General features: G+C 49.4%; 18 protein-coding genes. 12 read left to right on the top strand and 6 right to left on the bottom strand.

Annotation, left to right across the window (positions count from 1 at the left end):
- The first annotated feature begins 4 nt into the window (after positions 1-4).
- Together BN6628_RS03020 and BN6628_RS03025 are read left to right on the top strand one after the other, a co-directional pair.
- Positions 5-1201, top strand: coding sequence for an Acg family FMN-binding oxidoreductase (locus BN6628_RS03020; RefSeq protein WP_068614034.1), 1197 nt, complete (start codon positions 5-7; stop codon positions 1199-1201).
- Between the two features lie 111 nt (positions 1202-1312).
- Positions 1313-2290 (top strand): DUF5643 domain-containing protein, encoded by a 978-nt coding sequence (locus BN6628_RS03025; protein ID WP_068614036.1) that lies wholly within the window; start codon positions 1313-1315, stop codon positions 2288-2290.
- A gap of 57 nt (positions 2291-2347) precedes the next feature.
- On the opposite strand, the gene BN6628_RS03030 is transcribed toward BN6628_RS03025, so the two are convergent.
- The 4 genes from BN6628_RS03030 to BN6628_RS03045 form a co-directional block, all read right to left on the bottom strand.
- A complete protein-coding gene (locus BN6628_RS03030; protein ID WP_068614039.1) occupies positions 2348-3223 on the bottom strand; it encodes a TetR/AcrR family transcriptional regulator in 876 nt (291 codons plus the stop codon).
- An 89-nt stretch (positions 3224-3312) separates the two neighbouring features.
- Positions 3313-4770, bottom strand: coding sequence for an alpha/beta hydrolase family protein (locus BN6628_RS03035; RefSeq protein WP_068614041.1), 1458 nt, complete (start codon positions 4768-4770; stop codon positions 3313-3315).
- A gap of 45 nt (positions 4771-4815) precedes the next feature.
- Positions 4816-5094, bottom strand: coding sequence for a DUF1648 domain-containing protein (locus BN6628_RS03040; protein ID WP_068614044.1), 279 nt, complete (start codon positions 5092-5094; stop codon positions 4816-4818).
- Positions 5095-5124: 30 nt separating this feature from the next.
- The gene (locus tag BN6628_RS03045; protein WP_068614046.1) at positions 5125-6582 is read right to left on the bottom strand and encodes an MDR family MFS transporter; all 1458 of its coding nucleotides are present in this window, start codon (positions 6580-6582) and stop codon (positions 5125-5127) included.
- Positions 6583-6828: 246 nt separating this feature from the next.
- On the opposite strand from BN6628_RS03045, the gene BN6628_RS03050 reads away from it, so the two are divergent.
- Genes BN6628_RS03050 through BN6628_RS03060 form a run of 3 tightly spaced genes read left to right on the top strand, consistent with a single transcriptional unit; the run spans position 6829 to position 9110 of the window.
- Positions 6829-7368 (top strand): sigma-70 family RNA polymerase sigma factor, encoded by a 540-nt coding sequence (locus BN6628_RS03050; protein WP_068621910.1) that lies wholly within the window; start codon positions 6829-6831, stop codon positions 7366-7368.
- Entirely contained in the window at positions 7355-8554 is a 1200-nt protein-coding gene (locus tag BN6628_RS03055) for a DUF4179 domain-containing protein (RefSeq protein WP_068614049.1), read from the top strand. Before BN6628_RS03050 ends, BN6628_RS03055 begins: the two co-directional genes overlap by 14 nt.
- A gap of 25 nt (positions 8555-8579) precedes the next feature.
- Entirely contained in the window at positions 8580-9110 is a 531-nt protein-coding gene (locus BN6628_RS03060) for a GNAT family N-acetyltransferase (protein ID WP_068614052.1), read from the top strand.
- Positions 9111-9160: 50 nt separating this feature from the next.
- Here the strand turns inward: BN6628_RS03060 and BN6628_RS03065 are convergent, their stop codons facing one another.
- A complete protein-coding gene (locus BN6628_RS03065; protein WP_068614055.1) occupies positions 9161-10048 on the bottom strand; it encodes an AraC family transcriptional regulator in 888 nt (295 codons plus the stop codon).
- Positions 10049-10168: 120 nt separating this feature from the next.
- Between BN6628_RS03065 and BN6628_RS03070 the strand changes: the two genes are divergently transcribed.
- The 3 genes from BN6628_RS03070 (at position 10169) to BN6628_RS03080 (ending at position 13088) form a co-directional block, all read left to right on the top strand.
- Positions 10169-11095 carry a DMT family transporter gene (locus tag BN6628_RS03070; protein WP_068614058.1) on the top strand — a complete coding sequence of 309 codons (927 nt, stop codon included), beginning with the start codon at positions 10169-10171 and terminating at the stop codon, positions 11093-11095.
- Positions 11096-11361: 266 nt separating this feature from the next.
- Positions 11362-12447: a hypothetical protein gene (locus tag BN6628_RS03075; RefSeq protein WP_068614060.1), complete on the top strand. Its 1086-nt coding sequence runs from the start codon at positions 11362-11364 to the stop codon at positions 12445-12447.
- Positions 12448-12470: 23 nt separating this feature from the next.
- Entirely contained in the window at positions 12471-13088 is a 618-nt protein-coding gene (locus BN6628_RS03080) for a PspA/IM30 family protein (RefSeq protein ID WP_068614064.1), read from the top strand.
- 337 nt (positions 13089-13425) lie between these two features.
- Here the strand turns inward: BN6628_RS03080 and BN6628_RS03085 are convergent, their stop codons facing one another.
- The gene (locus BN6628_RS03085) at positions 13426-14250 is read right to left on the bottom strand and encodes a DUF2935 domain-containing protein (protein ID WP_068621911.1); all 825 of its coding nucleotides are present in this window, start codon (positions 14248-14250) and stop codon (positions 13426-13428) included.
- Positions 14251-14589: 339 nt separating this feature from the next.
- Here BN6628_RS03085 and BN6628_RS03090 point away from each other — a divergent pair, with 339 nt between their 5' ends.
- From BN6628_RS03090 to BN6628_RS03105, 4 genes are all read left to right on the top strand, one after another.
- On the top strand, positions 14590-15828 hold the full coding sequence (locus BN6628_RS03090) for a cation:proton antiporter (protein WP_068614067.1): 1239 nt from the start codon (positions 14590-14592) through the stop codon (positions 15826-15828).
- Between the two features lie 148 nt (positions 15829-15976).
- Positions 15977-17257 carry an ArsB/NhaD family transporter gene (locus BN6628_RS03095; protein WP_068614071.1) on the top strand — a complete coding sequence of 427 codons (1281 nt, stop codon included), beginning with the start codon at positions 15977-15979 and terminating at the stop codon, positions 17255-17257.
- A gap of 18 nt (positions 17258-17275) precedes the next feature.
- Positions 17276-17575, top strand: a complete 300-nt coding sequence (locus BN6628_RS03100) for a hypothetical protein (protein WP_068614075.1) — start codon at positions 17276-17278, stop codon at positions 17573-17575.
- Positions 17576-17804: 229 nt separating this feature from the next.
- Positions 17805-18986 carry a cation:proton antiporter gene (locus tag BN6628_RS03105; protein ID WP_068614078.1) on the top strand — a complete coding sequence of 394 codons (1182 nt, stop codon included), beginning with the start codon at positions 17805-17807 and terminating at the stop codon, positions 18984-18986.
- Positions 18987-18992 lie beyond the last annotated feature (6 nt).

Raw genomic sequence — 18992 nt, forward strand, 5'->3', positions numbered from 1 at the left:
GAGAATGATTAATAAAGCGGTGAACAAGAAAATGTTAATGATCTTGATTATAATTCTGTCCGTGGCTGCCATCTGTATGGCTATCCTGTTTATTACAAGTGGGGTTTTTGCCCCATCCCGTTATTTGGAGCCCTGGAACAAAAGCTATTCCAAGCAATTCGGCGATCCAAGGGTCAAGCTTGTTTCGCATGGCATCTTGGCTGCCAACGGACATAATATGCAGCCATGGAAGGTGGTCCTTGACCCGAAGGATCACATGGTCTTCCGGCTGTATGCCGATGCGGAGCGTTTAACCCCTGAAGTTGACCCCTTCGCGCGTCAGACGATGGTCTCCCAAGGGACTTTTCTGGAGTACATAAGGATCGCGGGGGCCGAGCTTGGATATAAGACTACCATTGCCCTATTCCCGGAGGGGGAATATGATGAGCGGGACCTGAAGGCAAGCATGAGTGCCAAGCCGGTTGCCAAAGTCACACTGGCGAAAGCTCCGCCGGAGAAGAATCCGCTGTACCCGTACATGTACCTGCCTGACACGAACCGGGGGCCGTACGAGGCCAACCTGTTATCACCAGGGCAGGCGGATGCTCTGCAGAGGGCCCGGCAAGAAGCGGGCGTTGCTCTGCATATTTTCCAGGATTCAAGTAACGTAGAACGCTTAGGACAATACGCTGTAACAGGAACAGCGATTGAGGCCGGTGTACACCGGATTAATGAGGAATCCCGCCGGATATTCCGGGCGAATGAATATGAGAAGAACCGATACCGTTATGGTTTTTCCCTGGAAGGGCAGGGAACGACAGGCTTTATGAAGCACATGATGCAGGGCTTGATTACGATATTTCCTTTTCTTAATAATGAGCAGGCCTCTGCGGATATGATGATCAGATCCACCCAAGCCGCTGCCGGGCATACTCCGGCCTATGCCATGATCCTTACAGAAGGTAACAGCCGAACCCAGCAGGTTCTTGCTGGAATGCTCTACAGCCGTCTAATTCTAAGTGCACACAGTCTCGGCCTCGTCATGCAGCCTGTCAGTCAAGTGCTGGAGGAATACCCGGAGATGGAGCAGCAGTACAACAGCATCCACCGGGATTACGCTGCCCATGGGGTCACGATCCAGATGCTTGTGCGTGTGGGCGCACCCACCAAATCAGCCGCACCAACGATGCGGAGGGATGCTCTAGACTTCCTTACCCAGTGACCATTCCCAGTCTTTTTGTTGAGCCATATAACTTTTGCGAGTACACATCCATCTAATCTTATAGAGGGCCCTCAGAGAGAAGAAGTATTAACCATTAGGAGGAACTATAAGATGAAAACCATATATAAAGTGATGACTACCGCTGTACTGACTGGAGCTCTTGTGGGAGGTGGCGTGTGGAGTGCGGCGCAAGCTGCGCCAGCTCAAAAATCCACAACCAAATCTGCTCCCGCCTCTGTCAACACGAACAAGGCTGGGGTTAAGAGTGTCAGCCACCAGAATATTTCACTTGGAATTTCCAAGGTAACATATGACGGCAACGTGGTGCTTCTTGAAGTGCAAAGGGATGGAAAAGGACTCATTGGCGGTATCACCGATTCGAAGTGGGATGATCAGAAGGACGAGCGCATCCTGGAAAAGGGCGCAATTTCAACAATTGAGTTGTTTATTAACGGAGTATCGGTAAATACGTATGGCGGCAGCAATCTGTGGGAGCGGCCAAGCTTAAGCTGGGAAGCCGGTTCCACAAAGGACAAGGTGCTGATCAGTATGGCGGATGCCACCTGGCTTGGAGAGAAAGCCAGCCTTAAAGCGCTGCCCGATCAGTTCAAGCTTACAGCGAAGATTAAGCTGGAGGGTGTGAACGAGTTATATACCCTGGACATTCCGGTGCAAAAAGAGGCCGGAAGTGCCCTGAAGCTAAGCCCGAATCTGACCAAAAAGTCAGGCGACCTCTCCATGACACTCAAGAAAGCCAGCGTAACCTCCCAATCAACACGCCTGCAGTTGATCGTAAAGGGGCAGGAAGCGAACTCGACTATCCTGTATGATTTCTATGATGATCAAGGCAAGCGGATCGACACGATCTCCGGCGGAAGAGGCACCGATGAGAACGGAGCTAAGGGAGTGATGTACAACGACTTCCTTTTGAATACGCAAGGAAAAGCCCTGAAATCCATTACGGTCAAGCCGTTCAAGCCAGTCTTTGCTGAGCCGGGGGCCACGAGTGGGCAGTTCAAGGTAGATGACAAGGGTGACGTGGTGAAAGAGTATATCCAAGACCTGGAGATGAATCTGAAGATAAAATAAGCAACTAAATGAACATCCCGCTGCGAGGGGATTCCGCAGCGGGATGTTTTGGGTCTTTTAAATGAACTGCTGCAGTTGATTCATGTAGAAGGAAAGCTCGCTTTCAGCTTCGAGATCGCGTATCAGAGCCCGCAGCAGGAAGCTCCTCGGCTGCTCTTTGGCGAGTTCGTCCTTCAGCATGGAGGCAACCTCAAGCAGTTCTTTTTTTCTCTGATTCGGCGCTGCTATATCAGGAATGATGGACAAGACCATATCTATAAGGGCGTCACTCCGAACTTTTAAAGAGACATACAGCCTCTTAAGATCAACTTGGAGATATTCCGTCATAAGGTTGTCTGTCAGTATGGGGGTGGACGAACGGGCTTGCAGACCCTGCATAAGATCGTCCATCCTTTCGGCAATAAACAGAGCCAGCTGTTTCTTCTTCATCGGTTTATGGCCAAACAGTAAATGAAAGGTATACTCCCGAATCAAACCGCTCAGCATAGCAGTCATATCCCATTTCCAATCCTCGATAACCGGCCCGTAGTGGCGGCTCAGAATGTCGCCGTAATACAGGAACATGTTTCTGCGGATCTGATTAATAACGGTTTCGATCCTTTCATTATTGACGGGTGGAAGCTCATTGTGATCTCTTGATATATAGTATCCGTGCTCGACATAGAAATCGAACTGATATGCGATTTCCTCCAAGAAGGTGTCTCTTGGAGACAGCTGCATTCTCCTGATCCGATCCACAGCCTCAACCATCGCCTGTTGGCGTTTCTCCAATATATTAATGTACAGTTCCTCTTTCGAGCTAAAGTGCTTGTACAGAGAGCCTTTGGCGATGCTGCAATCATCGGCGATATCCTGGATGGACGTGGACTGATACCCCTTCTCGGCGAAGAGGCGGATGGCGGATTGTAGAATCTTTTCCTTCAGCATACTCATGTATTGCTGCCTCCTTTGAAAATCGTATCTATCATACAGCTTTTTGCAACAGCCATCCACCATAAACATATCGTCTTCTAAGATGAGTACTATTTTCCGCCGGCGGTCTGAGTCAGGCCAATTTCCGGGTATTTCTTGGACAGGTCTGACATGGATATAGCGCTGCTGCCCTTCACATATCGATCAAAGAAAGCCAAGCTTACCTCATTGACGATGTGATGAACCTCCCGCGGCTTCTCGCCTTTCTCTTGCAGAAGAGGGGAGAACAGATGGAAGTCCGTATAGCTCATATGGGAGGTATGTGGAATAGTCATAGAATACCCTCCGCCTTTTAAGGCATTAGTCCTGCGTTTCACCGTCTCATTCCACGAGTTTTCATACGATTCCCGGCTTCTTCCACTCTTGGCGACAGCTTGGTCCAGCGAGCTTTCAAACACGGCTCTATCGATGCTCTTGGCCCCACTCATCTGCAAATAAGGCTTACCCAAGCCTGTCTCCGGCATCGGCTCCCCGTATAGCGTCCCGTCCATATTAAGAGCAGCCTGGATGCGAGAATCCTTCATCAGCATTTGTGCCGCCGTTGCCCCCCCGAAAGAGTGCCCGAACATACCGATGCGGCCCAGATCAAGGCGGCCGGTGAACCGTCCTGATGTATCCTTCTTATTCAAGAGCTCAAGTTGATCCAGCACAAAAGACACATCGCCTGTCCATAACGGCATATGTCCGTCAAGCTGATCGAAGCCCGTCAGGTTGTTTGGTTTCAGCAGGACTTCCCTTCCATCGGGATAGACTGTCGCCGCTGCGTCATAAGCATGGTCGATGCCCACTACGATATATCCATGGCTGACGAGCTCCTCGACCTGGAACGTATTCTGATTGCGGAAGCCCGTCATGCCGTGGGAGAAGATCAACACTGGATAGCGCTTCTCGGCATTGGACAGAACGGCATCGTCATAAGCATGCGTTTTGACCAGGCCCAAGTGGCTAAGCGTCCATGCCGGAAAAGATAGTGCGTTCTCGAGGCCTTTCGTAACTGCTCCCACATGGCGGCTATAAGGCTCTGTCGGTCCAGCGGTATTTGGGCTGGCAGGGTACCAGATCTGGACCATCAGCTCGCGGCGGGCCTTCGGATCGGACGAATATTCATCGGCCCGCTGTGAATCAACCCAGTGATATACAGTGGTTCCCACTGGATAGGAGCCGGTCGGCTTCTCAAAGGTGAACACGGGCAGAAGCACAGGCAGTGCAGTCATCAGTGCGGCATAGATCAGGAATAGAACAGACCCCAGGGAGGCAGCTCCAATTCTCCGGCTGCGTTTGGTTCCTTCCGGCTTCCCCCATAGAATGCAGGCGGCCAGCACGACTGCCCCCACATAGGCGGGGATCATCTGCCATCTGCAGCCTTCGACCGTCACTTGTACAATTCCCGCAGCACCGAGAAGAGGGGCTGCGTACATCCGCAGACTTCGAATCAGCCTGGGTCTCCATATGAACATGAATGATAAACCTACAACAAGCAAAATAAGAACGAATTCCCACAATCTCAAACAAAAAACCTCCTAAATATTCTCTGTAACTTTATAATTTTGCCTTTAAATTAATGCATTGTAAAGCAGGTAGAGATGGAGTGCGAAACAGATATATACTGTCCAGGCCGCTTTGTATTTCATCTTGTGCAGTGCCAGCCCCAGGATCATCAAGACCGGAAACAGGAACAAGCCGAGATATTTATTGACGAACCGGTCCGCTTGTCCCCCATTAAAGTGAATAGGAATGTTCGTGGGACATAACCCGACTGCGATAAGTGACAGCAATAAGGACAGGACAAGGATCGAGACCAGTGTATTGGAATGAAATAGCCACTTGATCATGCTGCTTCCTCCTTTTATTCAGTGATGAAGTTACGCGCGAGTGGATTCTTGAACCTCAGGTTTGGGCTTGCGGATAAAAAAGCTTAGTACAAGCCCCGCACAAGCAACACATGCAGCAAGGAGAAAGGTTTCTCCAAAGGCGGCTATGCCGGATTCCAGCGAATTTGTCTTTGCGCCAACACTATGCATATGTGTAGTCATCCGGGACCCCAGGTAGCCGGTAAACCCTGCGATGGCAAATGAAACCACCACCTGCTGCAAAGCGCTGGTAAGCGGAGTGACCCTGCTCACCAGGTGGCGCGGAGTCGCATTTAATACATGCGTGTTCAAAGACATCATGGACAGACCCATGCCGGAGCCGAGCAGAAATAAGGTGACCATCAGAATCGCAAGTGGCGTGTCGGACTTCAGGCATGACATAGCGAACAACCCACCGGTAATGAGTGTCATTCCGGCGATAAGTGGCGGGCGTGCCCCTACCTTATCGAAGAGACGGCCGGCCAAAGGCATAAAGATCATGGAGCCTGCTGCCTGTGGCAGCAGGATAAGCCCTGTGGACAGCGGCGAGTAATGCTTGACCTGCTGGAGCAGGAGCGGGAACAGCAGCACGGTGCCGAACAAGGCGGCCTGCATAATCCAGGATGTCACAATGCCGCGTGTGAAATCGGAGGATCGGAATATCTTTAGCTCAAGCAGAGGCTGCTTTTTCTTCAGACAGGAAATCACGAACAAGATGAGTGAGGCTCCCCCGGCGATCAAGCCGGTTAGGGTCCGGGTTGAAGTCCAGCTTACGCCCCCTTCGCTAACGCCAAAGGTAATCAAGGCAAAGGCAAGGGGGCCCAGAATCATGCCTGTAATATCCAGGGATGGAGCCTCATGTCCTTGGAACGAGGGCAGATGTTTTTTTCCAATCCATATGCCTAAGATGCCGATGGGAAGGTTGATCAGAAATATCCACGACCAATTCACATATTCCACCAGCCAACCGGAGAGTACTGGCCCCAGTGCTGGCGCAAGCAGCATAGGAATACCGAACATTCCGATAATGGAGCCCCGCCGATCGGCAGGAGCAATACGATAGACCATGGCCATTCCAATAGGGGATACCATACCGCCGCCCAGACCCTGCAGAATCCGGAAAAAAATCAGCTGCTCCGGAGTTTGGGCGAATGCGCATAGAACCGACCCGATAGTGAACAGACCAATCGAAACCAGGAATATCCGCTTTGAGCCAAATTTATCTGACATCCAGCCCGCCAGGGGAATTACGGCGGACAGTGAGAGCGTATAGGCGGTTACAGACCATTGAATCGTATGGAGCGAACTATGGAAGTAATCAACCAGCGTGGGAATCGCAACATTAACGACCGTGCTGTCCAGAATGACCATAAAGGTCCCGATAATGACAGCAAGAAGCGGGGCCATGACATCTTTCATAGAGAATGGCTTGTCTTCATCGTTGTTGGGGGTTGCTAGAGCGATGGACATGTTTGTTACAACCTACTTTCTAAGAAAATATGAACATAAATGACCAATTAGTTCTTGAAAAAACCATATGGTCATTTTAGAATACATCATAACTAGGCCGCTCCCGTGTGTCAATGATTCAACTTGTTTTTTAACCGGGAAGTCTTTCGGATTATCGGTTTGCACCGAAATATAACATTTCAGGCTGCCAAACCATCTAATCCATAGAGGGCCCTTCTAAAGGAGATGAAAGCAACAGTGTGGACGATGGAACTCGAAGTCAAGAAAGCGCAGCGGGGGGACCTGGATGCATTCGTCCGGATTATACGGGAATTGGAGCCCCGGCTGTACAGCTTGGCAAAGTCCATTCTTAGACGTGATGAAGACTGTGCAGACGCTATGCAGGAAGCAACACTTAAAGCATATAAGTCGCTGACCTCATTGAAAAAACCGGAATTTTTCAAAACCTGGATCATCCGGATACTCATTAATGAATGCAATCAATTGCTGCGGAACCGGCAGCGTACCGTAGTTATGGACGAGCTTCCAGAGGCGTCTGGCGAAGCTGGTGCTTATTATCAGGACTATCAAAAGATAGATCTTGAGGAGGCGGTCAACCGGTTGGACGAAAACCTGCGGATCGTCATTCACTTATTTTATTATCAGGATCTGCCGATTAAACAAATTTCCGAGGTATTGGGTATTTCAGAAGGCGCTGTAAGGGCCAGGCTGCACCGGGCACGAGGCATCCTGGCGGATTGGGTGAAGAAGAGAAAGGAGGGCGGTTTGTCCTATGAGTCTATTTGAAATGGAGAGGGAGCTGCGGGAATCAGCCAAGGCTCAGCTGAAAACCCCGGTTCCTGATATTATCCGCAAGCGGCAGGATCAGGTCTATGCTTCTTTAGCTGAGCTTGCCCAGCCTGCCGGGCACAGAACCCGGAAGCCGGTACGGAGACCCGGAAGGGTTGCAGCGGCCATTACGGCAGCAGCAATGATCGCCATCCTGGGCAGCGGATTCGTATCTCCCGCGATGGCTCAGGCATTCAAGCAACTCCCTGTGGTTGGGGGAATCTTCAAGCTTGCGGATGAATTAGGATTGCGGACGGCCGGGGATCAGGGGCTTGTCGCGGCTTCCAATGCTTTTGATACCCATGAGGGGGTTACCTTGAATATTCGTGAGGTAGTGTTTGACGGAACCCTGTTGTCGTTTCCTGTTGAGCGGGAAGGCGGAAATTTCCAGACGGGAATTACCGGGTCGAAGGATTCATCTAGTGATAACTCACAGGAGTCAAGGAATAAGGCAGGAGCTATCCAAGATGTGGACCTGCTCGTGAACGGTGTTTCCACGGCGGATTATCCGGGAGGATACAGGCCGGAGATCCAGTGGGGGCCGTCCTCTAATCCGGATGCAGCGTTGTTTCAAGTGTTAAACAACAGTGACCTGTCTAATGCGAATTCGGCACATCTGCCTGATGAATTTGATCTAACGGTAAAGATCGCCTTGAAGGGCATCAAGGAGCCGTATGTTATTTCGCTCCCTGTCCGGAAAAACTCGGATCGGGTCATAGTACAATCCGGAGACACGAAGCATTTGAACGGGCTGGATGTAACTCTTGAACAGATAGAGTTCTCCCCAATCTCGACCATTCTCAGAATGAAGATTCATGCCGATCATGAACTTACTGCAGCGGAGAAGAACAGCCTGTTCTTTGAGGTTGAAGGGAATTACGGAGAGAAAGCACATCTTATCGGAGGTAAAGGTATCTATCCGGACCGGAAGACAGAGACTGTGGAACTGGTGCTGGACCGCTTCAAGGAAGCGCCGGAATCAATTACAATAAGGCCCTTTAAGCCGGTATTCGAAGACCCTTCGGCTTCTTCGGGGCAGTTCGCAATTGACAAGAACGGAGAGATTTTGAAACAATATATCGATGGATTGAAGATCACGGTTCAGGTGGACCGTTCACGAATTGAGAAGCTGTACAACCTATAAACGTGTGAAATGGAGATGAAGCAGATTGATTTTAGAGCTGCACACTAACAGATTAATGCTGAGAAAGATGGAGCTGTCAGACTCAGCGCGTTTATTCGAAATTTGGTCCGATCCTGAGGTAACCAGGTTCATGAACATTGAACCTTTCACGAATGAAGATCAGGCCAAGCAGATGATTGCATTGCTTGACAACCTGGCTAAGGAGAATCAGGCGATCCGTTATTCTATCATCGAGTCCGAATCTAATACGATTATTGGATCTTGCGGCTTCAATGCCTTGGACTTTGAGAATGCTAAAGCCGAAATCGGTTATGACCTTCATAAAGATTATTGGGGCAAGGGTTATATCCCCGAGGCTCTATCCTGCTTAATCGAATATGCTTTTCATGGCCTGAACCTTCATAGAATCGAGGCCAAAGTCGAACCTGAGAATGTCAACTCGATTAAGGTGCTTAAGAAATTGCATTTTACTTATGAAGGAACTCTAAGGCAGTCGGAGAAATCCAAAGGGAAGTTCACCGATCTCAATCTGTATTCATTGCTGGCTACGGATTGAAACCCCACTTAGGCTCCGTTCAATCAGAGGGTGATTGTACGGGGCCTTTGTTAATCACTTTTTTTATATTTCTTGTATGTTAGTGGTGTCATATTCATCGACTTTCGAAACTGATCAATGAAATAGCTTGAGCTGTTAAAGCCTACTTGATAAGCAACATCTGTGACACTAGATTCAGATTGCTGCAGTAGAATTAAGCTCTTTTGAATTCGGTAATCGGTTACGTAGTTCAAGGGTGTTTTCTTCAAAATTCGTTTGAAATATCTACAGCATTCGGAACGGCTCAGCTGACCGGCACGTGCAATATCGTCCAGGAGAACCTTCTCAGCATAATGCGTGTGTATCCAATTTAGCATTTGTTTCATTCGATGATTCTTTAACACTTCCGCTTGCTCGTACTCTAATTTAACCCCATTGATTATTAAGTTTTTCCAAATTAACGATAACTGAATGCTTACGTCGATTTCATAGTAGGGTGGCTTTTGCTGTATCAATTGATTGATCCTTACAATAGCATCTAAGATGTTTATTTCCCAGTTGTCCTCTGCACCTAAGTGCAAGAAGGGGAAATTGGTCGCTTTAATGTAGGGATTCACATAGGTTGTATAAAGTTCTTGGGATAAAACAAAATGTGGAGAAACATTTAGACAAATATAAACACAGCCCGAATCACCTTTATCTATGGCCATGTGCAGGCAGCCGCTGTTTATGAACAGTCCCTCGCCTTCTCGAACCGTGAGTTTTTCTTCATTGATTTGAAAGATGGCTTCTCCTTTTACGACTTGAACAAATTGAATTTCATCATGCCAGTGAAGGGGGATATATCCATTTATGTTTTGGTTAATCTTTGTTTCGTAACACGCAACCGGTAACACAACTGTGCGGTGTTCTGTTAATTCTTTTAAACTTTGGTCAATCATAAAATCTCTGATTTGCATAGTGCTACCTCAATATTTTTATACTTTTTGATTCGATTCAAGTATCGGTTCGTGGTTGTTCCACTTAATATTACAATATCACAACACGATATTTATATTTAAGGGTGGGAGAAATCAATCATGAACAGAGGAAAAGGTTTATTTCTTGTTATTACAGGAGCGATATTTTGGGGGATTGGGGGTACGGTTGCAAAGAAGCTTTTTCAACAATATTCAATTGATGTAAATTGGCTTGTAACAACCCGGTTACTCATTGCAGGTATATTACTCTTAACGGTTCAATTCTTTGGCAAGGACCGCTCCCAAATCCTTGGGGTCTGGAAAAATAGAAGATCAGCCGTTCAATTGATGATTTTTGGATTGATCGGTATGCTTGGGGTTCAATACACCTACATGGTCTCCATAAAAAGTGGCAATGCTGCGGTGGCAACGCTATTGCAATATTTGGCACCTGTCATGATTATTATTTACTTAATATTAAGCAAGAAATCTGTTCTAACAAGAAAAGATGTATTAACTGTGTCGCTTGTTTTAATGGGCTGCTTTTTGTTATTAACCAACGGCTCTTTCTCTCAGCTGTCTGTGCCGTTACTTGCAATCATATGGGGAATAATCTCTGGCGCTGCATTGGCATTTTACACTTTATATGCCGTGCCTTTATTGAAGCAATATGATTCACTTGTCATTGTTGGCTGGGCTATGATTATCGGTGGTTCTGCATTAAGTTTTATTCATCCGCCTTGGCAAATGGACTTTAATAGCTTAACGCTAGAAGCGTATTTATTATTAGTTTTTATTATTATTTTTGGTACGATGATTGCATTTTGGTTCTATATAGAAAGCTTGCAGAGCCTTTCACCTCAAGAATCAAGCCTTTTAGGAAGCGTAGAACCGCTAGCTGCTGTTATAACAACTGTCTTTTGGTTAAAAGTATACTTTGGAATTTTCCAATGGATAGGTACCGCTTGTATCATTGCAATGATTTTAATGTTGGCTTTGAATAAAGACTCTTCTTCAAGGACTAACCAACTTTCTAACAATGAATAGCTCATCAGCTGGTCGGAGATAGAAGCTTTATTGCCTAATCTAAAAAGCTGGAGCCACACGAAGATTACCAGAAGCATCAAACAACACTGCTATCGAATTTTAGGGAAATTCGTTTAAACTAAAATCTTTCCTGGCCCCTTATCCAGCCCTCGTTTTACTGTTAGAATTTACATTGGGTATTCCATATGCTGGAACAAAGCTTTAAGATTCACGTAATAAACTTTAAGAAGTTTAACGTTCATTTATTTATGAGGAGCTGGAGTAAGATGGGGTTATTTGATAAGATCCGCGAGAGCTTTACCGGGCAGAAGAAGTGTCCGATCGAACATCTTGAGAGTTACAAAAGATTGGGCGAACAGGTCTACGAGCTTCATGTTGAGCTAGCAGGCTGTACATCCCCGCTTGCCTTGGCCTATATGCAGGCCGCCCGAAGCAAACAGATGATGGCGGATGCTATGCTGGGGGACGCTCTGTCCGGCCCGGAAGGGGCGCGGAAGGCGATTCCCGTGATTACTCATGACCAGGCGGACATCTGGTATGGGGCGATCCCGGATCTTATCATAGCTTCAAGACAGGAAGCAGCTTTTCCGGGCTCCAGCCGTGTACTGCTGCCGATCCGGCTGGGTGGGCAGCTGGAAGGGCCAAGTCCCTGTCCAGTTGAACACCTAGCAGGTTTGCGCCGTGCCGCAGCTGTGATGGAGGAGTTGGTCGCTGATGAGGTCGAGGCCGCTCGTAAGGAGAAGGACCGCTTCAAGAATGTAATCCTCCTGTATGAAGAGGCCCGTACCCGCAAGCAGTCCGGTGATGCGATTGTGGGCATTATCTCGGGCGGCAGGCGGGTATCCGTGGAAAGCCATGAAGATGCCGAGAAGCAGTATTGGATGGCTCTATCCAACTATATTGTGATCGCTCAGGGACTTAAAGCCCCGGAAATTATTCAGGATACCCCTATAGAAAATTACCGCACCTGCAAGCTCGATTCCAATGATATCTGGAAGGTGACCTCCAAGCGGGCGATTCCAGAAATCCGCCGGGCCGGTGAGTGGGAGCAGGCAGTCGAGGATCTAACCGAACATTGGCAGGGTTGTGTGATCACGGAGATCGAAAGAGAATATGAGACAACCGTAGAGGATCTGCTCAGCAAAGGGCTCATCCAGGAGACCTCATACTGGTACTGCTGTCCGTTTCCTTCCGTTTACCAAGTCGGGGCACATTCCGTCAAGGTTCTTGGGCGGGTCATTCCGAGCGGTCATCACTTTGTATACGAGTATGGTGATGATGGGGCCCCTGGGGAATTCCTGACCAGTCCTTCCTTCGAGAAGGCGTATGAACGTCAGTATTGCGAAGATTAATATAGTTGAAGGCGGGTAGCAGCATGGAAGTGTTTAGACGTCTTAAGGGTCTCTTTTCCAATCAAAAGTCAGAGGACAGCCCAGAGGAGATCAGTCTCAGGTATATTGAGGCGGTTCAGGAACAACTGCGGGAGCTGGACATTCACGTAAGCCGTTGGGAGTCCGAGCTGTTAATGCTGACGGAGCGCCAGAAAAGGCTTGCTCTGGAGCGGGGACTGGCGAGACAGCAGGCGGAGCTGGCCGTGCAGCAGGACAATCTGGAACTGGCACGCAGGCTTTTGGGCGAGGCACACGAGTGTGAGCGGAGAATACAGGAAGCGGCCGAGGAGGCTGTGTCTCTCAAAGGCCGCTTGGATGAGCTGAAGGCACGGTATGCAAGTGCGAACCAGGAGTTGAGAGCCGCGAAGGAGAGGCGCGATGAGCTCATCTCCCGTTCAAGAGCGGCGCTGACCCAACTGAACACGAATCGGACCATATCCGAGGACCGTGACTTCGTGACAGCGGTGGACCGCATCAAAGACCGGGCGATTTGGGCCGAGGCCGAGCGGGAAGCGAAGATGGGGCGCCAGTCGACAATCGATGAAGAGATCGAGCTTATGCTGAAGAACAAGGAGAAGGAAGAAGGCAAGGAGATGAAGTAGCGAGGTTTGGTATTAGCCTCATCATACTTGAAGCAATGATCCCTTTAGAACTGTGCGGTTCCTGGTTCCTGAGAGTCCTCCCCTGGAGCCTTCAGACCCCGCTCTAACTAGTTGTTTAGAGACAACATGGACGGGAGTAGCATTTGTTCCCGAGGCCAACGGAACCCCAATAGAACATTAAAACGAAGTTAGAGGCTGTCCGGCTAGGACGGCCTCTTTATCTTTTAACAGATTACCTTATTCCCCACTCCAAATCTCAACTCAAGTGCAACTGCCAAGTGCCAAATCTCTAGTCTCAAGTCGCCTGTCCTTAGCTCCTCCAAGACCCAATTTTACCTTAGACAAAAGAAGGCTTCTGAAGCGAGCAGTTCATCGCCACATTCCGCAGCTCGGGGGCGAACGCGCTCAGCTGAATGATGAAATAACATGTTTCCGGGAAATGGTGTTCCAGGAAGCGCAGGGTTGTTTTGTTCAGCACCTCTGAGTTCTGATAACGGGACACCACCATGCTGATGAAGCTGTTCATCTCCAGCACCGTGACCCCCACTTCATGAGCCATGAGCTGCTGCCGCCGGATTCCGGGCGGGGAGAATCGCAGATAACCCTTCATCTGATGATTCTGAACTATGAAGCTCTCGAATTTAGCCGAGTATAGGTCGATGCGCTGGATGATCTCCTGCTCGATGGGATCAAGGGAATTTCGCAGCAGAATCGCATGGCCGAGCTGATCGTCCAGCCACAGATCAAGCAGTTGTACAAGGGATAGGGGAGGAGCGGTTTGGCCTTGTACATAATAAGAAAGCAGGCGAAGATATTCCTGATTCTCATTTAGAGTACCATTAAAGTAGGTGGGCGACAGGCTGACCTGAACCGCATTATTGATCCGTTGGCTCTGAAGGTTTCCTTCCAGGTCGTAATAACCTTTGGCTACCGGCCAAGCCTCCTTGGCAAAAGCGATCATCCGCTCGGATGTGACATCCTCGTCCTTTGGAATTTCATTCAGCCTGTCGATCAAGCCTCCAAAGGACCTGATGTAGTGCTCGGCCGCTGAAATCCACTGCTGCTCGTAAGGGGCTAGATAATCAAACACAAATATAGCATGGTCTTGTAGAATGGGAAGCCAGAAGGCATGCTCCTCCCACACGGTAATGGGTCTATTCACGGTCAAATTGATTCACTCCGATCCGGCAGTATCCTGCATATGATGAATCCGTCTAAAATATATGCGGCAGCGTCCGAGGAAAGAACGTCCGGTTTCCCAAGATTCACCTTTACACCGCACTATAGTACTTGTTATAATGACCATGAATTTATAACGGAGATTAACCGGAGGAGCCTGCCAACAGCGGGCTCCTTTTGTCTTCTTTTGCATCGGTGCTGACCCGCTGTGACCAGGCTCCAAAACGGCAGGCTTGATTTGCCGCAGACTTGGTTATGATAAAATATACTGCTCCATGAAATCCGTTATTTGGTAATCAAGGAACAAAGGGGGCTTTACCGTATGCACATGTTCAATGAAATTTTCATCCAGCTTCTTATTCTGCTGGCTATTTCCATGTTTGTTATTGCCATTGCGAAAAAGATTAATATTCCCTATTCGATTGCTCTCGTGATCGTGGGTCTTCTGCTTGGGATGACACATATTCCCGTGCTGGAAGAGGCGGAGACTTACATCACGCAGTCTCACATTTTCCAGGCGATCATTATCTCGCTGTTTCTGCCCATTCTCTTAGGAGACGCTACGCTGAAGCTGCCGTTCTCCCACCTTAGAGAACAGAGCAAGCCTGTGTTGGCGCTCGCGTTTGGGGGCACGCTGCTGTCTTTTTTAATTATCGCGCTATCCAGCTATTATCTGCTTGGTCTGCCCTTGATAGTAGCCTTCACCTTCGCTTCCCTGATGAGTGCGACCGATCCGATCAGTGTCATCTCGATCTTCAAGTCACTAGGAGTGCCGAAGTCTGTTGTCACCATTATCGAAGGGGAATCTCTGTTCAATGACGGGATTGCGGTGGTGCTGTTCCAGATTTCCTCAGTATACCTGCTTTCCTACATGGAGATGGGGTGGGCTGGTCTCGGAAGCGGCCTGCTGCTCTTTTTGAAGTTCTCGCTCGGTGGCATCGCGGTAGGAGCCATCCTGGGTTATCTGTTCTCCCAGCTCATCCGGTTCTATGACGACTATCCGCTCGAGATCGCATTCTCCATGCTGCTGTTCTTTGGAAGCTACTTCATCGCCGAGCATTTTCATGTATCCGGGGTTATCGCCGTGGTGGTCAGCGGGCTTATCTTTGGCAGCTATGGTGCGAGAATCGGCATGTCGGAGACGACTGCGACCAATATCAACTCCTTTTGGGATGTCGTGACCTTGATTGCCAACTCCCTGATCTTCCTGATGATTGGTCTGGAGATCAAGAATATAGATTTCTCGGACAAATGGGGCATGATCGCTCTTGCGATCCTGATCGTACTGGCGGGAAGGACCTTGGCGCTGTACGCGAGTGTCTCCATGATGAAGGGTTTCCCGAGAGCCTGGAAATCCGTGCTTAACTGGGGCGGTCTGAAGGGCAGCTTGTCTATCGCATTGGCCCTGAGCCTGCCTCCGGGTTTTAAAGGAAGAGACAGCATTCTGGTGCTGACCTTCAGTGTGGTCTTGTTCTCCTTGCTTGTGCAGGGTCTAACGATCAAACCGCTGGTCCTGAAGCTTGGCCTTGGAGGTCCGAAACGAGAAGCTGCGCAGGATTAACCTTTACAAGTTCAAGCAGCCCTTGTTATAATTACGGGGACTTAAATATCGGAGATCACCGGAGGAGCCTGCCAACAGCGGGCTCTTTTTGTCTTTTTTTGATATAGGAGAGCTCAGGAAGACAGGAACAACTCCATGGGAGGGAATTATGGAACAGCAGGCTTATTGGGCAATTGGCATTTTTCTAGTTATTTATGCACTGATTATTTCAGAAAAGGTTCATCGGACCATCGTCGCCATGCTGGGCGGCGTGCTCATGGTCGGGTTTGGGATTGTCAACCAGGAGACGGCCCTGCATCATATTGATTTCAACACACTGGGACTGCTGGTAGGTATGATGGTCATGGTCAGCATCACCGCAGAGACCGGGTTGTTCAGGTATATTGCCATTTGGGCCGCAAAAAAAGTCAAAGGCGAGCCGGTGCGCATTCTGATTGTGCTCGGCCTCATCACCGCATTTGGCTCCGCCTTCCTAGACAACGTGACGACCGTCCTGCTTATGGTGCCCGTCACGTTCAGCATTACCCGGCAGCTCAAGGTGAATCCGGTGCCGTTTCTATTCACCGAAATTATCGCCTCCAATGTTGGAGGCACGGCAACGCTGATCGGGGACCCGCCGAATATTATGATCGGTTCTGCGGTGAAGGAGCTCACCTTCATGTCATTTATCTCCAATCTGACCCCGATCGTGGTCATTATTATGCTCGCGTATATTCCAATTCTGGTCTGGATGTTCCGTAAGAAGATCCAGACCACGCCGGAACTGAAGGAAAGTCTCATGAAGCTCGACAATTCGGAGCTGATCACCGATCATAAGCTGCTCGGCAAGTGCCTGGTCATTCTCGGGCTGACGATTCTCGGATTCTTCCTGCATCAGTCCCTGCATCTTGAATCTGCAACGGTAGCTTTGGCCGGCGCATTTCTGCTCCTGCTGCTGACCGGGGAGCACACGATGGAGAAGGCGCTCAGCCGGGTGGAGTGGACAACGATCTTCTTCTTTGTTGGATTGTTCGTGCTCGTATCTGGCCTGGTCGAGACGGGGGTCATTGCACAGCTGGCGGCAAGCGCGATCAAGTGGACGGGGGGAGACCCGTTGGCTACCTCCATGCTGATTCTTTGGCTCAGCGCCATAGCGTCGGCATTCCTGGACAATATCCCGTTTGTGGCTACCATGATTCCAATGATTCAGGAGATGGGGCAGATGGGAGTGCAGAACCTGGAGCCGCTCTGGTGGAGCCTGGCGCTGGGAGCATGCCTCGGGGGCAACGGAACATTGATCGGGGCGAGCGCGAACCTGATCGTAGCTGGCCTGTCCGGCAAGGAAGGGCATCCGATCCGGTTCATAGACTACACCAAGATGGGGCTGCCTTTAATGCTGCTGTCCATTGTGCTGTCCAGTATTTACATTTATCTTCGTTACTTGATGTAAGGAAGGGAGTTGTGTCTTATGATAAATTATCAATTTGATGCTGAGGTTCTGGATATCACGGAGAATCGGGACGGAAGTGACACCGAGTTCAACATCAAGCTTCACCAGGAGCAGCCGTACTTGGATCGGCTTAGATTGGTCCAGCATGTGTTCGATGATAATAAGGACTACACCGATGTTCTTTTCTACGCTTACGCGGGCCATGAGTACAAGGTTATTGTACGCCAGGAGCATTATGTGGATTTCGTGACCGAGCTGTGGAAGGCACGCTTGCTCCGGAGTCTGGAGTGGAATGAGGAATGCTGGGACCCCCGGTGAAATAGTCAATCACATTTCCGATTAGGGATTAGGTGTGTTATATAGTCTGGAATAACCTCAATTAGAGGAAGTCATCAAAATTTTATACGCAGTTCGTGGAGGAGCCTGTCACCAAGGGATACCTGTGTCTATTCACAGTTCCCGTGGTAACGGGCTCTTGTTGTATCCGCAAGGGACTGTATGCTGCAAAAAATTCAATACTGTGCTCGATGATAGGGAGGAATTTATCATGTTAATTTTTGAAATCGGGTTGATTCTGCTGGCCTCCAAGCTGGCTGGGGACCTGAGTGTGAAGCTCAGACAACCGGCTGTGCTTGGGAAGCTGCTGGTCGGCATTGTGTTAGGCCCAGCCGTATTGGGACTCATCAAGGGAACGGATATTTTAGAGGAAATCAGCCAAATCGGTGTGATCCTGCTCATGTTTATCGCGGGGCTTGAGACAGATACCGACGAATTCAAGAGAACGGGAAAGGCTTCGGCCTACGTGGGGATAGCCGGAATTGCAGCCCCGCTTGCCCTGGGCTATGGAGCCGGATTGCTTCTTCATATGGCTCCCCTTCATGCTATATTCCTCGGTCTGCTCCTGTCGGCGACAAGTGTAAGCATTTCCGTACAGTCCTTGAAGGAGATGGGCAGGCTGCAGACCCGGGAGGGAACTACCATTCTTGGGGCGGCCGTCATTGATGATGTGCTTGTCATTATTGCGCTGGCTTTTCTGATGAGTCTGGCGGGCGGGGATGTGAATTTGGGCTTGGTCATATTGAAAAAGATAGCGTTCTTTGCAATTGCTATTCTGTGCGGTTGGAAACTTGTCCCATGGGTCATGCGTAGCTTTGCAAAGCTCAAGGTCTCGGAGACGGTCATTTCGGCTGCGCTGATTCTCTGCTTCGGCTTTGCCTATTTGGCCGAATATGCCGGGGTAGCCGCCATCATTGGAGCCTATATCGCAGGTGTATCCATCAGCCTGACGGGCTTTAAGCATGAGGTTACCGGGAAGGTGGAGACGATCAGTTACGCCTTTTTTGTACCGGTTTTCTTTACAAGTATCGGGGTAAATGTGGATTTTGACGGAGTTTCCTCTCAGCTGGGCCTTATTGCGGGATTAAGTGTGTTGGCTGTCCTAACCAAGCTGGGAGGGTCTGCTTTGGGTGCCAAGGCTGCCGGCTTCGGCTGGAGAAGCGCGCTGGGGATCGGGGCAGCTATGGTCTCCCGCGGTGAAGTCGCACTCATTATTGCGGCGATTGGTCAGGAGGCAGGGCTGCTGGCTCCTGAGATGATGTCGGTTCTCGTGATTGTGGTGCTCGTTACAACCCTGGTCACACCCCCGCTGATGAAGCTTTTCTTCCGTGAGGAGAAAAGTGTCCGGCCCCTCAGCAGCCGTGCTAAGGAGACGGAAGCCAGCCGATTCTAATCATCC

Source organism: Paenibacillus tuaregi, from assembly GCF_900086655.1.
GTDB lineage: Bacteria > Bacillota > Bacilli > Paenibacillales > Paenibacillaceae > Fontibacillus > Fontibacillus tuaregi.

What these genes read in the sequence shown, in the direction of transcription:
- BN6628_RS03075 (WP_068614060.1), top strand. Translation starts at nt 11,362, where the DNA reads ATGGGGTTATTTGATAAGATCCGCGAGAGCTTTACCGGGCAGAAGAAG.
- BN6628_RS03100 (WP_068614075.1), top strand. Translation starts at nt 17,276, where the DNA reads ATGATAAATTATCAATTTGATGCTGAGGTTCTGGATATCACGGAGAAT.
- BN6628_RS03105 (WP_068614078.1), top strand. Translation starts at nt 17,805, where the DNA reads ATGTTAATTTTTGAAATCGGGTTGATTCTGCTGGCCTCCAAGCTGGCT.
- BN6628_RS03070 (WP_068614058.1), top strand. Translation starts at nt 10,169, where the DNA reads ATGAACAGAGGAAAAGGTTTATTTCTTGTTATTACAGGAGCGATATTT.
- BN6628_RS03090 (WP_068614067.1), top strand. Translation starts at nt 14,590, where the DNA reads ATGCACATGTTCAATGAAATTTTCATCCAGCTTCTTATTCTGCTGGCT.
- BN6628_RS03095 (WP_068614071.1), top strand. Translation starts at nt 15,977, where the DNA reads ATGGAACAGCAGGCTTATTGGGCAATTGGCATTTTTCTAGTTATTTAT.
- BN6628_RS03020 (WP_068614034.1), top strand. Translation starts at nt 5, where the DNA reads ATGATTAATAAAGCGGTGAACAAGAAAATGTTAATGATCTTGATTATA.
- BN6628_RS03045 (WP_068614046.1), bottom strand. Translation starts at nt 6,582, where the DNA reads ATGTCCATCGCTCTAGCAACCCCCAACAACGATGAAGACAAGCCATTC.
- BN6628_RS03055 (WP_068614049.1), top strand. Translation starts at nt 7,355, where the DNA reads ATGAGTCTATTTGAAATGGAGAGGGAGCTGCGGGAATCAGCCAAGGCT.
- BN6628_RS03080 (WP_068614064.1), top strand. Translation starts at nt 12,471, where the DNA reads ATGGAAGTGTTTAGACGTCTTAAGGGTCTCTTTTCCAATCAAAAGTCA.
- BN6628_RS03025 (WP_068614036.1), top strand. Translation starts at nt 1,313, where the DNA reads ATGAAAACCATATATAAAGTGATGACTACCGCTGTACTGACTGGAGCT.
- BN6628_RS03050 (WP_068621910.1), top strand. Translation starts at nt 6,829, where the DNA reads ATGGAACTCGAAGTCAAGAAAGCGCAGCGGGGGGACCTGGATGCATTC.
- BN6628_RS03065 (WP_068614055.1), bottom strand. Translation starts at nt 10,048, where the DNA reads ATGCAAATCAGAGATTTTATGATTGACCAAAGTTTAAAAGAATTAACA.
- BN6628_RS03030 (WP_068614039.1), bottom strand. Translation starts at nt 3,223, where the DNA reads ATGAGTATGCTGAAGGAAAAGATTCTACAATCCGCCATCCGCCTCTTC.
- BN6628_RS03040 (WP_068614044.1), bottom strand. Translation starts at nt 5,094, where the DNA reads ATGATCAAGTGGCTATTTCATTCCAATACACTGGTCTCGATCCTTGTC.